This window comes from Microbacterium flavescens (assembly GCF_018588945.1).
Lineage (GTDB): Bacteria > Actinomycetota > Actinomycetes > Actinomycetales > Microbacteriaceae > Microbacterium > Microbacterium flavescens.
Map to the genome: position 1 here is coordinate 197,060 of NZ_JAFIWA010000007.1, position 14,323 is coordinate 211,382.

The following is a 14,323-nucleotide window of genomic DNA, read 5'->3' on the forward strand; positions in this document are numbered from 1 at the left end:
TCCGCCTTCACGGGTAGACGGGGGCGCTCCCCGTTGCGGCCTCGATGATGCGCGCGACCATCGCATCGTCCGTCGTGTGCTCCCCCGGCTGGTTCGGCTTGCCGAGGCCGTGATAGTCGCTGGACCCGGTCACGATGAGGTCGCGCTCCTCGCTCAGCCGGCGGAGGGAGCGGATGCCGGACGCGAGGTTCTCGCGGTGACCGAGCTCGAATCCCGCGAGGCCGGCGTCGAGCATGCGCTCCATCAGCGGCATCGAGAGCAGTCCCGCGCGAGCGGCCGGGTGGGCGATGATCGGGACTCCCCCGGCACCCGCGACGAGCCCGACCGCGGTGACGGGATCAGGGGCGTACAGCGCCACGTAGTAGTCGCCGCCCGGACTCAGGATGCTCGAGAACGCCTCCGCACGGTCGCGTACGAGCCCGCGGGCGACGAGTGCGTCGGCGATGTGCGGCCGGCCGACCGTGGCGCCGTCGGTGGTCTGCGCGAGGATGTCGTCCCAGACCAGGTCGTAGTCGCGCGAGATGCGATCGGCCATGCGCCGTGCGCGGTCCAGCCGCGACGACCGGATCCGGTCGGTCATCGCCCTCAGGGCGTCGTCGTCGGGGTCGACCAGGTACGCCAGCACATGCACGCTGCGCCATTCGTGACGGGCGGAGAGCTCCATTCCGGGGATGAAGGTCATGCCGAGGGATGCCGCGGCCTCGGCCGCCTCGGCCCACCCCGAGGTCGTGTCGTGGTCGGTGAGCGCGACGGTCCGCAGCCCGTGCCGGTGCGCCGCGGCCATCACCTGGGCCGGGGATTCCGTGCCGTCGGAGTGGACGGAGTGCAGGTGCAGGTCGCTCGGTCCTTCGAAGCGCTGCGGTCCCGGCATCCTTCGAGCGTAGCGCTGCGACATGCGCGTCCGCGCTGACGGATCTCCCAGCCTGCTCGCATAGAGTCGCCGTCGTGCTTCGCCTGTTCGGGATCCTCGTGACCGTGCTCTGCGCGATCACTGCGGCCGTGCTGACGTGGCCCGGATTCTTCCGCGTCGAGCGCTTCTTCCCGGTGGCTCAGATCGTGTCGTTCCGCGGGCTGCTCGCCGTGGCGTTCGCGGTCATCGCGGTGCTCGCGCTGCTGCTCGCGATCGTGCGGCCGATGCGCGCGTTCGCCCTCTCGATCGCGGTCGTCGCCGGGGTCGCGGCAGTTGCCAACGGCGCGATCCTGGCCGGTCGCGGCGGAATGGGCACCGAGGCGCTGCCTGCGAAGACCGACACCGCGATCCGCGTGATGACGTGGAACACCGCAGGACCGGCGACGCCGCCCGACACGATCGCCAAGATCGCCGTCGCGATGGATGCCGACATCGTGGCGCTCCCCGAGACCACGATCGAGACCGGCGAGCAGGTCGCGATCGCGATGAGGGAGCTCGGGCACCGCATGTGGGCCCACCATGCCGAGGATCCCTCGACCGAGTGGGATGCCGGCTCGACGACACTGCTCATCTCCCCCGAGCTCGGCGACTACGCCATCATCGAGTCCTCGATCGACGGCATCAGCAACACCTCGACGGTGCCGAGCGCCGTGGCCGTGCCGACCGACGGCCAGGGTCCGATCGTGGTCGCCGCGCACGCCGTCGCGCCGCGGCCCAGCTACATGCAGGACTGGCGCGACGATCTGCAGTGGCTCGCCGACCAGTGCGCCGAGGCGAACGTGATCATGGCCGGAGACTTCAACGCGACGGTCGACCACATGGCGGGTCTCGGAGTCGACGGCCGCACCCTGGGTCAGTGCGACGACGCCGCCATCACCACGGGCAACGGCTCGATCGGCACCTGGTCGGCGGAGATGCCGTCCGTGCTGGGCACGCCCATCGACCACGTCATGACCTCCACCCACTGGGAGGCGACGGGCTCGCTCGTGCTGCGTTCGATGGACGGCTCGGGGTCGGATCACCGCCCGCTGATCGTGCAGCTGGAGCCTGTGGACTGAGCCCTCCAGCAGACCGCACTCGCGTGACAGACTGGGATGCATGAGCACTTCAGGCGACAGCGACACGATCGCGCAGACCGACGCCGAGACCCCCGCCTCGACGAGCACGAACCGGCGCCAGCCCTATGGTCAGGGGTTCCTCGACACCATCTCGCAGGGCTGGGCAGAGCGGCCCGACTCGATGCCGCCGACCCGCGAGCAGGCCGCCTACACGGCCGCCCGGCGCGACGCGGTGTCGAAGGCCTTCCCCGGCAAGCGCCTGGTGATCCCGGCGGGCGAGCTCAAGCAGCGCAGCAACGACACCGACTACCCGTTCCGCGCGCACTCCGCCTTCTCGCACCTCACCGGCTGGGCCTCCGACGCCGAGCCGGGCTCCCTGCTCGTGTTCGAGCCGCGAGCCGGCGACGCCGGCGGGCACGATGTGACGCTGTACTTCCGCGAGCGCGCCGACCGCACGACGGCGGAGTTCTACTCGGATGCCTCGATCGGCGAGTTCTGGATCGGGCCGCGCCCCGCCCTGGCGGGGGTAGCCGGCGACCTCGGCATCGCGACCGCCCACATCGACGACTTCGCCTCGCGCGACGACGAGCTCGTCCTCGATGAGGACGATGACCTGACGCGCTTCGTATCGGAGCTGCGTCTGGTCAAGGACGAGTACGAGATCGAGCAGATGCGCCTCGCTGTGGACGTCACCGCCCGCGGCTTCGACGACATCGTCGCGAACCTCCCCGCGGTCGTCGCCCACCCGCGCGGCGAGCGGATCGTCGAGGGCGTGTTCCACCAGCGCGCCCGCAGCGACGGCAACGCCGTCGGGTACGACACGATCGCGGCATCCGGTCCGCACGCCTGCTACCTGCACTGGACGCGCAACGACGGCGCCGTCGTGCCGGGCGACCTCATCCTGATCGACGCCGGCGCCGAGGTCGACAGCCTGTACACCGCCGACATCACCCGCACGCTCCCGGTCAGCGGCACATTCACGGAGATCCAGCGGCGCATCTACGAGACGGTGCGCGAAGCGGCCGACGCCGCTTTCGCGGCGGCTCAGCCCGGCGTGAAGTTCCGCTCGGTGCACGACGCGGCGATGAAGGTCATCGCGGCCCGCGTGGCGGAGTGGGGGCTGCTGCCCGTGACGGCCGAGGAGGCGCTCGACGCCGACAACGGCGGTCACCACCGCCGGTACATGGTGCACGGCACGAGCCACCACCTCGGCATCGATGTGCACGACTGCGCACAGGCGCGGCGCGACATGTACTACGACGGGCTCCTCGAGCCGGGCATGGTCTTCACGATCGAGCCCGGCCTCTACTTCCAGATCGACGACATCACCGTGCCCGAGGAGTACCGCGGCATCGGCGTGCGCATCGAGGACGACATCCTCATGACCGCCGACGGGCCCGTCAACCTGTCGGCCGACATCCCGCGCACGGCCGACGAGGTCGAGGCCTGGATCGCGCGGCTCTCCGCCTGAGCGTGGCCTACACCCCGCCGCCCTCGTTCACGACCCGCCCGACCCTGTCGGGCACGTTCGGCATGTCCGCCTCGACGCACTGGCTGGCGACCGCGACGGCGCAGTCGGTGCTCGAGCGCGGCGGCAACGCGTTCGACGCGTCGGTCGCCGCGGCGTTCGTGCTCCACGTCGTCGAGCCTCACCTGAACGGACCGGGCGGCGACCTCGTCGGCATCTTCCAGACACCGCCAGCCGGGTCCCCCACTGTGCTGATGGGCCAGGGCCCCGCACCGGCCGCCGCCACGATCGAGCACTACCGCAACGAGGGGCTCGACCTGGTCCCCGGCTCCGGCGCCCTCGCCGCCGCGGTTCCGGGGGCGGTCGACGCGTGGTTGCTGCTCCTGCGCGACCACGGCACGTGGGAGCTCGGCGACGTGCTGTCGTACGCGATCGGCTATGCCCGCGACGGACACCCCATCGTGCGACAGGCCGCGGCGACCATCGCCCGTGTCGCGGAGCTCTTCTCCGACGACTGGACGAGCTCCCGCGACCTGTGGATGCCCGGCGGGGCGCCGCCGGCACCCGGAGACGTCATCCGCAATCCGGCCTACGCCGACGTGCTCGACGGGCTCGTACACGCCTCGTGCACGGTGCGCGACGACGGCCCGATCGGCCGGGCCGCGCGCATCGACGCCGCCCGCCACGAGTGGAGAACCGGCCAGGTCGCCCAGGAGGCCGCCGCGTTCGCCGCCGCACCGCACCGCCACTCGGCGGGCGGCGTGCATGCGGGGATCATCGCCGTCGAGGACTTCGCCGGGTTCGAGGCGGGCTACGAGTCCGCGGTCACCCGCGACTTCCGCGGCCGCACGATCGCCAAGGCCGGCGCCTGGACCCAGGGGCCCGCCCTCCTCCAGACCCTCGCGCTGCTCGAGCCGCTCGACGACGACCTGCTCGATCCCTCGCAGGAGGCCGGTGCCCACACCATCCTCGAGGCGCAGAAGCTGGCGCTCGCCGACCGCGATGCGTGGTTCGGCGACGCGGAGATCGAACTCGATGCCCTGCTCGCGCCCGACTACGTCGAGGAGCGACGCGCGCTGATCACGGCGTCCGCGTCCGACGAGTTCCGGCCCGGGCGGCTCGCCGGCCGCACCGGCTTCCGCCCGCCGCTGCGCACGTCGTACGACGCGCCAGGCCTCGGCACCGGCGAGCCCACCGTAGCCAAGACGGGTGAGACCCGGGGCGACACGTGTCACCTCGACGTCATCGACCGCTGGGGCAACATCGTCTCGGCCACGCCCTCGGGCGGCTGGCTGCAGTCGTCGCCGACCATCCCCGCCCTGGGCTTCTGCCTCGGCACGCGTCTGCAGATGACGTGGCTCGAGCCCGGGCATCCGTCCTCACTCGTACCCGGACGCCGTCCGCGCACGACGCTCACGCCGACGCTGGTGCTGCGCGACGGCTCCCCCGAGTTCGCCCTCGGCTCCCCCGGCGGCGACCAGCAGGACCAGTGGCAGCTGCTCGCCCTGCTGCGGATGATCGTCGGCGGCTACGCACCGCAGGAGGCGATCGACGCGCCGTCACTCCACACCACGGCGATGCCGGAGTCGTTCTGGCCGCGCACCTGGATGCCGGCCGGAGCCGTGGTCGAGGACCGACTCGGCGACGACGTGATCACCGGGCTCGAACGTCGCGGGCATGCCGTCACGCGCGCGGGCGACTGGTCGCTGGGCCGCGTGTCGGCGGTGGGGCGGGATGCCTCGACCGGCGTGCTGTGGGCGGCCGCGAATCCGCGCGGGATGCAGGGCTACGCCGCAGGTCGCTGACCGCGGCTACGCCCTGCGCCGCATCCAGCCGGCGACCGACGGCGCCAACTCCGCCCCGATGTCCTCGGCCGCGCGCTTGCGGCCTTTGATCTCGAACGAGTGCCCTCCGCCGTCGACCCACAGGATCTCGGCGTCCTGGCATGACGCGACTGCCTGCTCGAGCTGTTCGATCGGCTGGATGAACGGGTCCTTCGTGCCCTCGAGGAACAGCTGCGGCGGTGCGACGTCCGGAAGGTGGGCGGTGCGCGCCTTGGCGGGGTCGCCGGGCGGGTGCAGCGGGTACCCGAGGTAGATCAGCCCTCGCGGAGCGATCCGACCCTCCGCCGCAGCCATCGACGCCATGCGCCCGCCGTAGGACTTGCCCGACGCCCAGAACGGCAGATCGGGCTCCCGCTCGGCGGCAGCCGCCTCGACCCCGGCCCACGTCGCCACGGCGTGGGCGGCCGGTCCGGGCATCCGTCGTCCTGCCTCGAGGTAGGGGAAGGTGAACCGCAGCGTCGCGATGCCGTCGTCGTGGAGCGCGTGTGCGAGTCCGGTGAGGAACGGATGCCGCATCCCGGCGCCCGCGCCGTGTGCGATGCCGAGCAGCGCCCACGCGTCGTGGGGGCGGCCCAGGGTCGCCGAGACCTCGACGCGTCCGGCCGGCAGTTCCACCGGAACGCGCAGGTCGGTCTCGGCCGTGGCCATCAGCGGCCTGTGCCCGCCTCGGGTGCCGTCGCGTCGCCGTCGCCGGCGGTGGGTTCGGCGGCGTCCGCGGGTTCGGGATCCGCGGGGGCCACACGCTCGCCGTAGCGCGGAGGCTCGCCTGCCGCTTCGGGCTGCGCGGGTGCAGCGGGCACGTACGGCTCGGCCGCCGCCTGCGGTCCGAGCACCTGACGGGCGCGCTGGATGCTCTTCGCGACGACCGTCACCTCGTAGTGGTCGGCGACGACCTGCATGACCGACGCGTAGTCGCGACGGCGGCGCACGAACGAGTACGTGACGAGGCTGAGGAGCATGCCGATCGCGATGCCGACGAACAGCACGCCGACGAAGGCCTGGATCGGCACGGTGGGCGAGCCGATCACGAGGATCGCCGAGAACAGGAGCCCCAGGAGCAGTCCGTTGATGGCGCCGGACCGGGCGGCCGACGCGTAGCCGAGCCGGCCGGTGACCCGTTCGATCGACCGGAGGCCCTGCCCGACGATCGCGATGTCACGGGCCGGGACGTCGGCGGCGATCAGCGACGACACGGCTTTCTGGGCGGCGTCGTAGGTGGGGAAGCTGGCGACGGTCTGACCGACCTCCTCAGACCCCTGCGGGAAGCGTCCGCCCATCATGGTCATCTCCCCATCCTCCCACGGTGTCCGGGCTACGCTGGAACGCGTGAGCACGCAGAGGGTATTCGTGGCGCGCCTGTCCGGGTGCTCCGTCTTCGACCCCGCGGGCGACAGGCTCGGGAGGGTCCGGGACGTCGTCGTCATCTACCGGAAAGACGATCCGCCGCGGGTCATCGGACTCGTCGTGGAGATCCCCGGCCGACGCCACGTGTTCGTCTCGATCGGCCGGGTCACCTCGATCGCGACCGGCCAGGTCATCACGACCGGCCTCATCAACGTGCGGCGCTTCCAGCAGCGGGGCGGCGAGGTGCGAGTGATGGCCGAGCTGCTCGGCCGCAAGGTGTACCTCAACGACGGGTCGGGCACAGCTGTCATCGAAGACGTCGCGATCGAGCGCAACCGCCTCGGCGAATGGGACGTCGGCCAGCTGTTCCTGCGCCGACCTCGCACGAGCGCATCGCCGTTCGCGAAGGGTCCGACGACATTCGCGTCGTGGCAGGACGTGCGCGAGCAGCAGAACCCGGGCGAGGCGCAGTCCGCCGAGCAGCTTGTCGCGACGTACTCCGACCTCAAGCCGGCCGACCTCGCCAACACCCTCCTCGATCTTCCCGACGACCGCCTCATCGAAGTGGCCGAGGAGTTGCCCGACGACCGTCTCGCGGACGCGCTCGAGGAGATGCCCGAGGAGGAGCAGGTGCACATCCTCGAGGCCCTCGGAGACGAGCGCGCTGCCGACATCCTGGACGCGATGGAGCCCGACGACGCGGCCGACCTCCTCGGGCAGCTCCCCGAGGAGCGCTCCGAAGAGCTCCTCGACCTCATGGAGCCCGAAGAGGCCGAAGACGTCCGCGCCCTGCTGAAGTACGGTCCCGACACCGCCGGCGGCCTCATGACGAGCGAGCCGATCGTGCTCTCCGCCGATGCCACGGTCGCCGAGGCTCTCGCGCTTATCCGCCGGCACGAGCTCCACCCCGCCCTCGCCGCGGCCGTCTTCGTGACCCTGCCGCCGTACGAGACTCCGACGGGCCGGCTGCTGGGCACGGTGCACTTCCAGCGGATGCTGCGCTATCCCCCGCACGAGCGGCTCGGCGCGATCATCGACGACACCCTCGATCCGCTGCCCGCCTCAGCCTCGGCCGCCGAGGTCGCGCGACTTCTCGCGAGCTACAACCTCGTCTCGGTGCCCGTCGTCGACCAGGCCCACCGTCTCGTCGGCGCCGTCAGCATCGACGACGTGCTCGACTACCTGCTGCCCGACGACTGGCGCTCGCACGGCGAGTCCCAGCCGGCGCCGACCGTTCCCGCGACCACCGCGGCGATCCCGAGGCGCTCGTGATGGCCCGCCGGCAGACGCGCCAGGTGGCGCTCGACGCACCCCGCGGCCGCTCCGGGATGCTGCAGCGCACGTCCCAGCCGTCCCAGGATCGGTTCGGCCGCTTCTCCGAGGCTTTCGCCCGCGGCATGGGCACGTCCGGCTTCCTCATCGGCATGACGGTCTTCGTCGTCGTGTGGCTCGCGTGGAACACCTTCGCGCCCGTCCCGCTGCAGTTCGATCCGCGGGCGCAGAACTTCACGCTCCTCACCCTGATCCTCTCGCTGCAGGCGTCGTATGCCGCGCCGCTCATCCTTCTCGCGCAGAATCGCCAGGACGACCGCGACCGCGTGCAGATCGAGCAGGATCGCCAGCGCGCCGAGCGCAACCTCGCCGACACCGAGTACCTCGCTCGCGAGGTCGTGGCGCTGCGGATGGCGGTCACCGACTTCTCCGACGAGGTCGTCACCCGAGAGGTCCTGCGCACCGAGCTGCGCGCACTCCTCGAGAAGATCGAGCTGCGCGACGACGCGGAGAACGGCACCGCGGAATGACCGACCCGACCGCGGACGCCGTCCGCCGTGCGGTCGATGCCGTGCTCGACCCCGAGCTGAGACGCCCCATCGGCGAGCTGGACATGGTCCGCCGCGTGGCCGTCGCCGACGGCGTCGCCGATGTCGGCATCGTCCTGACGATCGTCGGCTGCCCCGCGGCGGAGCGCATCGCGACGGACGTGCGCCGGGCCGCGGCATCCGTCAACGGAATCTCCGATGTCACGCTCGAGGTGGGCGTGATGTCCCCGCAGGAGCGCCAGGCCCTCACGGAGCGTCTGCGCGGCGGACGTGCCCGCGAGATGCCGTTCGGTCCCGGCACGCTGACCCGGGTGATCGCCGTCACGAGCGGCAAGGGCGGGGTCGGCAAATCCACCGTCACCGCGAATCTCGCCGTCGCCCTGGCCGCACGCGGGCTGGCGGTCGGGCTCATCGATGCCGACGTGCACGGCTTCTCGATCCCCGGGCAGCTGGGCCTCGTCGACGCACACGGTGCCGTGCCGCAGCCGACGCGCATCGACGACCTCATGCTGCCGCCTGTCGCCCACGGCGTGAAGGTCATCTCGATCGGCATGTTCCTGCGCCGCGGGCCGGGTACCGAGCCGCTCGGCGCGGTCGCGTGGCGGGGACCCATGCTCCACCGCACGGTGCAGCAGTTCCTCACCGACGTGTACTTCGGCGATCTGGACGTGCTGCTCCTCGACATGCCGCCGGGCACGGGGGATGTCGCGATCTCGGTTGGTCAGCTCCTGCCGAATGCCGATGTGCTCGTCGTCACCACCCCGCAGACGGCTGCCTCCGACGTCGCGGTGCGCAGCGGTCTCGTCGCGCGCCAGACCGGTCAGCGCGTGATCGGCGTCGTCGAGAACATGGCCGCGATGACCCTTCCCGACGGCACGACGCTCGATCTCTTCGGCACGGGCGGCGGCGCCGCGGTCGCGTCGGCGCTGTCGGGCGATGACGCCGAGGTGCCGCTGCTGGGCTCGGTTCCCCTCAGCCCCGCACTGCGGAGTGACTCGGATGCCGGCATCCCCGCCGTCCTCGCGCACCCCGACGACCCCGCAGCGCGGGAGATCGAGCGGATCGCCCAGGCTCTCCTCGCCGAGCCCCGCGGGCTCGCGGGTCGTTCGCTGCCACTGCGGCCCCGGTGATCGAGCGTCGTCAGGTCGCCTCGGTGTCGAACGGCGTCGGGCCGTCCTCCGCCCCGCGGAAGGGCGAGCGCACGGGCGGTGGCGGGGGCGTACCCGTCGACGCGATGGCCGCACCGGCCTGAGCCGCCCGCACCGTCGGCACCGGCGCGTCGTCGAGCAGGGCCTCGCGGATGATCCGCCGGGGATCGTACTGCCGCGGATCGAGCGTGCGCCAGTCGACGTCGTCGAAGTCCTCGCCCATCTCGTCGCGCACGCGCGTCCGCGCGTTCGACACCCAGTCGCGGGCTCGGCGCGTGAAGCTGCCGAGCGACTCGGCATACCGGGGCAGGCGCTCGGGGCCGACGATGAGCGCGGCGACGAGTCCGATCAGCAGAAGCTTCTCGATCGTGAGGCCGAAGAACATGAGATCAGGTTACCGCCGCGCCTGAGCCGTGAGCGCACGCGGCCCGCGTAGGCTGTGGGCCGGAGGATGTCGATGGGAGAGCAGAACGCCATGCAGCGGTTCGCCGCCGAGGCGACGGTCGAGCCCGAGCACATCGCTCGCGCGCGAGCCCACGCCCTCGAGCTGGGGGCGGCGCCGGTCAGCGCACCCGTCGGTGCGCAGTGCGCGCTCATCGCCGCGGCATCCCAAGCCCTCAACATCGTCGAGATCGGCACCGGAGCCGGCGTCTCCGGCCTCTGGTTGCTCCGCGGCTCGCCGCGCGCCACGCTGACGACGATCGACAAGGAGCCCGAGCACCTCGGCGCCGCGCGTCAGGCGTTCGCCGAGGCGAAGATCCCCGCGGCGCGAGCGCGATTCATCACGGGCCGCGCCGCCGAAGTCCTCCCCCGCATGAACGAGACCTCGTACGACATCGTGCTGGTCGACGCCGACCCCGAGGGCGTCATCGAGTACGTCGAGCACGGGCTGAGGCTCGTGCGCGCCGGAGGCACCGTGCTCGTTCCGCGGGTGATGGCGGGCGGAGCGGTCGCCGATCCGGTGCGGCGCGATGCGATCACCACCGCCTACCGGTCGCTCATCCAGGAGACGCAGGCCTCTCCCGCCGTGATCGGCGCGCTGTCGATCGTCGGCGAAGGCCTGCTGCAGCTGACGACCATTCCTGCCGACTGAGCAGTCTTCCCCGAGCACGCGAAAACGGCCGGTCCGAAGACCGGCCGTTTCCTGGAATGAATGTGACTCAGGCGGGGCTGACGACTCCGCCCAGAACGTCGTAGAGCTCCTTGGCCTCAGCGTCGTTGACGGAGACGACGAGACGACCGCCACCCTCGAGCGGCACGCGCACGATGATGAGGCGACCCTCCTTCACGGCCTCCATTGGCCCGTCTCCGGTTCTCGGCTTCATGGCTGCCATTGCGGCTCCCTTTCATCGATGATCTGCACATCAAGTTTATCGTGAGGCCGCGACGCTCGGGCGCCACTTGTGGACATGGAGTCCCAAAACGTGCCGTTCAGGGGATCTGCCAGATCGCATTCCCCAGCCCGTACATGTTGTAGGTCCACCACCACTGACCGATCAGACACGCCAGGAGCACTCCTCCGCGCCACACATTCGAGCGCGGCGCGGCGACCGCGCCCCACAGGGGGGACAGCGGCACGAGCAGACGGAACAGGCTCGACTGCGGGAAGAACACCAGAAGCAGGTAGACGAAGTAGCTGGCGCTCCACAGGCGCACCTCCACACCGAGCCGCCTCACCTGCGGCACGAAGAGGAGGATCGCCGCGACCGCCAGGAGGGATGCCGCCAGCACGGCGTAGCCGAGCTCGACGGGCAGTGCCCACACGGTGCCGAACCAGAACGCTGTCGCACTGAGGAATCCTTCGAACGGGAAGAACACCGCCTCGCCCGGGATCCAGTTCCGCCGCCACGAGAGCTCTGTCGCGAGGTAGGCACCGCCGTCGCCGGTGACCCACCCGGCGATGAGCTGCCACGAGAACCCGACGATCACCGCCAGCGCCCCGAGCGCCACGATGTGAACGATCTCCGCCGCGTGCAGTTCCTCACGCCGCCGCCTGAACCAGCGCCAGAGGCCGAACAGACCCAGGAAGAGCGCGAAGGCCAGCACGCCGGGGCGTGTGAAGCCCATGAGCGGGATGAGCCCGTAGAGCCAGACGTACCGCCGGCGCATGACGCACCACAGTGCGAGGAACAGCCACAGCAGATAGAGGGATTCGGCGTATCCCACCTGGAAGAGCGCCGCGAGCGGACCGGCGGCGAAGAACGTGACCGCCCACAGCGCCGCCGTGTCGTCGATCCTGTCGCGCAGCAGGTGGAAGAGCACGACGGATGCCGCGTACCCCGCCGCGATCGACACCAGGAACGCGCCGATCACCCACTGCCCGAACGGGACGGCGACGATCTTCGCCAGGTAGGCGTACACGGGCATGAAGGCCCAGGCGTTCTCCGCCACCGCACCCGTGTCGCTGAGCGGAAGCTCCGACGGGTAGCCCGTCTCCGCGACGAGCCAGTACCAGCGCGCATCCCACCCGAGCACGAGGTCTGCGAGACCGGGTTCGGGTCCGAAGCGCGACTCGAATCCCGACAGCTCCGCGGCGATGAGCAGGAAGCCTGTCGTCACCACGCGCGCGGCGAGATAGATGAGGCCCACCCGCGCCGCGACTCGGCCGGCGCTCAGGCGCGGACCGGCATCGGTCGTCAGCTGCTGGTCAGCCACGCGCGCAGACCCCGTTCGACCGCGTCGATCTGAGCGACGGGTACGCGCTCCTCGTCGTGGTGGGCGAGGTGAGGATCTCCGGGGCCGTAGTTCACGGCCGGGACGCCGAGCGCGCTGAACCGCGCCACGTCCGTCCAGCCGTACTTCGGACGCGGTTCGGCGCCGACCGCCGCGACGAACTCCTGCGCCAGCGGGGCGTCGAGTCCGGGCCGGGCGCCGACCGCGAGGTCGACGATCTCGACGTCGAAGCCTGCGAAGACATCCCGCACGTGGCTCTGCGCCTCTTCGGCGTCGCGGCTCGGAGCGAAGCGGTAGTTCACCTCGACCTCGCACAGGTCGGGGATGACGTTGCCGGCGACGCCGCCGCTGATGCGTACGGCGTTCAGGCCCTCGCGATACACGAGGCCCTCGACGGGGACGTCGCGCGGCCGGTACTCCGCGAGGCGGGCGAGCACAGGAGCCGCACGGTGGATGGCGTTCTCGCCGATCCAGGCACGCGCGCTGTGGGACCGTACGCCGTGCGTGCGGACGATCGCGCGGAGGTTGCCGTTGCAGCCGCCCTCGACCTCGCCGTTGGACGGCTCCCCGAGGATCGCGAAGTCGGCGGCGAAGAGGTCGGGTCGCGTGCGAGCGAGGCGCGTCAGCCCGTTGAGGTCGGCGTCGACCTCCTCGTGGTCGTACCACATCCATGTGATGTCGACACGGGGGGCCACGAGTTCGGCCGCCAGTTTGAGCTGGACGGCGACGCCGGCCTTCATGTCGACGGTGCCACGACCCCAGATGTACGGCTCGCCGTCGAGGTCGATGTCCCGTGTCGGAACGTTGCCGTTGATGGGCACCGTGTCGATGTGGCCGGCGATCGCCACGCGCTGCGGCCTGCCCTGCGAGGTGCGCGCGACGATGGTGTCGCCGTCGCGATAGACCTCCAGGTGCGGGAGGACCGAGACCTCCGCGAAGATCAGGTCGGCCAGCGTGGTCTCGTCACCCGAGACGCTCGGGATGTCGCAGATCGTGCGGGTCAGGTCGGCAGAGGTCGCAGTGAGGTCGAGCGCCAGCATCCCCCGAGTCTAGCGAGCGGCGACCGTTGACACCGCAGGGCTCGAGCGGCAGTCTGGCGGCACCCTGACCCCGGAGGATCCATGTCTGACGCGCCCAACCCGCCCGTGGTCGAACGCGCCGAGTGGCAGAGCGAGATCGACCGGCTGCGCACCCGTGAGAAGGCGCACACGCGTGAAGGCGACGCGATCGCCGCGCAGCGAAGGCGGCTGCCGATGGTGGAACTGGACGCGAGTACGCCACTGACAGGCGCACACGGCGACGTGACCCTGCTCGACGCGTTCGAGGGCCGGTCGCAGCTGTTCGCGTCGTACATGATGTGGTACCCGGGAGCCGACGCGGCACGCCAATGCGAGGGCTGCACGAAGGACATCGGCCAGGTGCTCGAGCTCGGGTACCTGCATTCGCGCGATGTGACGTTCGCCGTCCTCTGCGCGGGGCCGTTCGAGGAGAGCAGCAGATACCGCGACTTCATGGGCTGGGAGATGCCCTGGTATGCCGTGCCGCCAGGGTCGCAGGACGCCCTGATCGCAGGCCGTCACTTCGGAATGCGGGTCTGCTACCTGCGGATCGGTGACCGCGTCTTCGAAACGTACTGGACCACCGGTCGCGGCAACGAGCCGATGGGCAGCTCGTACCTGATGCTGGACATGACCGTATACGGACGGCAGGAGGCGTGGGAGGACTCGCCTCCCGGGTGGCCTCAGAAGTTCTTCAACACGACGTCGGCCCAGATGCGCACCGATGAATCGGGCGACGCGGTCGATCGCCCCGGCGGACGGCCGATCCTGCAGTGGTCGCGCGTGGCGGCCGGCAGATCAGACGATCTCGGCAGTGCGGGCGTGATGCCCGCCGCACACCACCACCACTGAAGGGGCGCTGGTGTGCACACGGTTAACGCGAAATGGCCACCCTGCGTTGGGTGGCCATTTCGGTAATGGAAGTCCGGCGGTGTCCTACTCTCCCACAGGGTCCCCCCTGCAGTACCATCGGCGCTGAGAGGCTTAGCTTCCGGGTTCG

At 71.0% G+C, this 14,323-nt stretch carries 15 protein-coding genes and 1 rRNA gene; 8 read left to right on the forward strand and 8 right to left on the reverse strand.

The features are described from left to right. Nucleotides 1–7: 7 nt before the first annotated feature. Nucleotides 8–871, reverse strand: a complete 864-nt coding sequence (locus JX005_RS14480) for a PHP domain-containing protein (RefSeq protein ID WP_214468291.1) — start codon at nt 869–871, stop codon at nt 8–10. Nucleotides 872–945: 74 nt separating this feature from the next. Between JX005_RS14480 and JX005_RS14485 the strand changes: the two genes are divergently transcribed. The 3 genes from JX005_RS14485 to JX005_RS14495 are packed head-to-tail and all read left to right on the forward strand — an operon-like array spanning nt 946 to nt 5,241. Then, nucleotides 946–1,968 carry an endonuclease/exonuclease/phosphatase family protein gene (locus JX005_RS14485; RefSeq protein ID WP_214468292.1) on the forward strand — a complete coding sequence of 341 codons (1,023 nt, stop codon included), beginning with the start codon at nt 946–948 and terminating at the stop codon, nt 1,966–1,968. A 40-nt stretch (nt 1,969–2,008) separates the two neighbouring features. After that, nucleotides 2,009–3,439 (forward strand): aminopeptidase P family protein, encoded by a 1,431-nt coding sequence (locus JX005_RS14490; RefSeq protein WP_214468293.1) that lies wholly within the window; start codon nt 2,009–2,011, stop codon nt 3,437–3,439. A 2-nt stretch (nt 3,440–3,441) separates the two neighbouring features. Further along, entirely contained in the window at nt 3,442–5,241 is a 1,800-nt protein-coding gene (locus JX005_RS14495) for a gamma-glutamyltransferase family protein (RefSeq protein WP_214468294.1), read from the forward strand. A gap of 6 nt (nt 5,242–5,247) precedes the next feature. On the opposite strand, the gene JX005_RS14500 is transcribed toward JX005_RS14495, so the two are convergent. Together JX005_RS14500 and JX005_RS14505 are read right to left on the reverse strand one after the other, a co-directional pair. Then, a complete protein-coding gene (locus tag JX005_RS14500) occupies nt 5,248–5,928 on the reverse strand; it encodes an alpha/beta hydrolase family protein (RefSeq protein ID WP_214468295.1) in 681 nt (226 codons plus the stop codon). Continuing rightward, complete coding sequence (locus JX005_RS14505; RefSeq protein ID WP_214468296.1) at nt 5,928–6,566, reverse strand: YflT domain-containing protein; 639 nt, start codon at nt 6,564–6,566, stop codon at nt 5,928–5,930. The genes JX005_RS14500 and JX005_RS14505 overlap by 1 nt, the downstream gene beginning before the upstream one ends. Before the next feature lie 40 nt (nt 6,567–6,606). On the opposite strand from JX005_RS14505, the gene JX005_RS14510 reads away from it, so the two are divergent. Genes JX005_RS14510 through JX005_RS14520 form a run of 3 tightly spaced genes read left to right on the forward strand, consistent with a single transcriptional unit; the run spans nt 6,607 to nt 9,574 of the window. Beyond that, the gene (locus JX005_RS14510; protein WP_214468297.1) at nt 6,607–7,896 is read left to right on the forward strand and encodes a magnesium transporter MgtE N-terminal domain-containing protein; all 1,290 of its coding nucleotides are present in this window, start codon (nt 6,607–6,609) and stop codon (nt 7,894–7,896) included. After that, nucleotides 7,896–8,426 carry a DUF1003 domain-containing protein gene (locus tag JX005_RS14515; protein ID WP_214468298.1) on the forward strand — a complete coding sequence of 177 codons (531 nt, stop codon included), beginning with the start codon at nt 7,896–7,898 and terminating at the stop codon, nt 8,424–8,426. The genes JX005_RS14510 and JX005_RS14515 overlap by 1 nt, the downstream gene beginning before the upstream one ends. Further along, nucleotides 8,423–9,574 (forward strand): Mrp/NBP35 family ATP-binding protein, encoded by a 1,152-nt coding sequence (locus tag JX005_RS14520; protein ID WP_214468299.1) that lies wholly within the window; start codon nt 8,423–8,425, stop codon nt 9,572–9,574. Before JX005_RS14515 ends, JX005_RS14520 begins: the two co-directional genes overlap by 4 nt. A 10-nt stretch (nt 9,575–9,584) precedes the next feature. Here JX005_RS14520 and JX005_RS14525 read toward each other — a convergent pair whose 3' ends face one another. Then, a complete protein-coding gene (locus JX005_RS14525) occupies nt 9,585–9,977 on the reverse strand; it encodes a twin-arginine translocase TatA/TatE family subunit (protein WP_214468300.1) in 393 nt (130 codons plus the stop codon). A gap of 72 nt (nt 9,978–10,049) precedes the next feature. Here JX005_RS14525 and JX005_RS14530 point away from each other — a divergent pair, with 72 nt between their 5' ends. Beyond that, nucleotides 10,050–10,685 carry an O-methyltransferase gene (locus JX005_RS14530; protein ID WP_214468301.1) on the forward strand — a complete coding sequence of 212 codons (636 nt, stop codon included), beginning with the start codon at nt 10,050–10,052 and terminating at the stop codon, nt 10,683–10,685. A gap of 67 nt (nt 10,686–10,752) precedes the next feature. On the opposite strand, the gene JX005_RS14535 is transcribed toward JX005_RS14530, so the two are convergent. The 3 genes from JX005_RS14535 to dapE form a co-directional block, all read right to left on the reverse strand. Continuing rightward, nucleotides 10,753–10,926 (reverse strand): DUF3117 domain-containing protein, encoded by a 174-nt coding sequence (locus JX005_RS14535; protein WP_127474371.1) that lies wholly within the window; start codon nt 10,924–10,926, stop codon nt 10,753–10,755. Nucleotides 10,927–11,023: 97 nt separating this feature from the next. Next, nucleotides 11,024–12,247: a hypothetical protein gene (locus tag JX005_RS14540; RefSeq protein WP_214468302.1), complete on the reverse strand. Its 1,224-nt coding sequence runs from the start codon at nt 12,245–12,247 to the stop codon at nt 11,024–11,026. Next, the gene (gene dapE / locus JX005_RS14545; protein ID WP_214468303.1) at nt 12,229–13,305 is read right to left on the reverse strand and encodes a succinyl-diaminopimelate desuccinylase; all 1,077 of its coding nucleotides are present in this window, start codon (nt 13,303–13,305) and stop codon (nt 12,229–12,231) included. Before dapE ends, JX005_RS14540 begins: the two co-directional genes overlap by 19 nt. Nucleotides 13,306–13,386: 81 nt before the next feature. On the opposite strand from dapE, the gene JX005_RS14550 reads away from it, so the two are divergent. After that, on the forward strand, nt 13,387–14,175 hold the full coding sequence (locus tag JX005_RS14550; protein ID WP_214468304.1) for a DUF899 family protein: 789 nt from the start codon (nt 13,387–13,389) through the stop codon (nt 14,173–14,175). A 71-nt stretch (nt 14,176–14,246) separates the two neighbouring features. Here JX005_RS14550 and rrf read toward each other — a convergent pair. Further along, a 5S ribosomal RNA gene (gene rrf / locus JX005_RS14555) occupies nt 14,247–14,323 on the reverse strand; the annotation flags it as partial.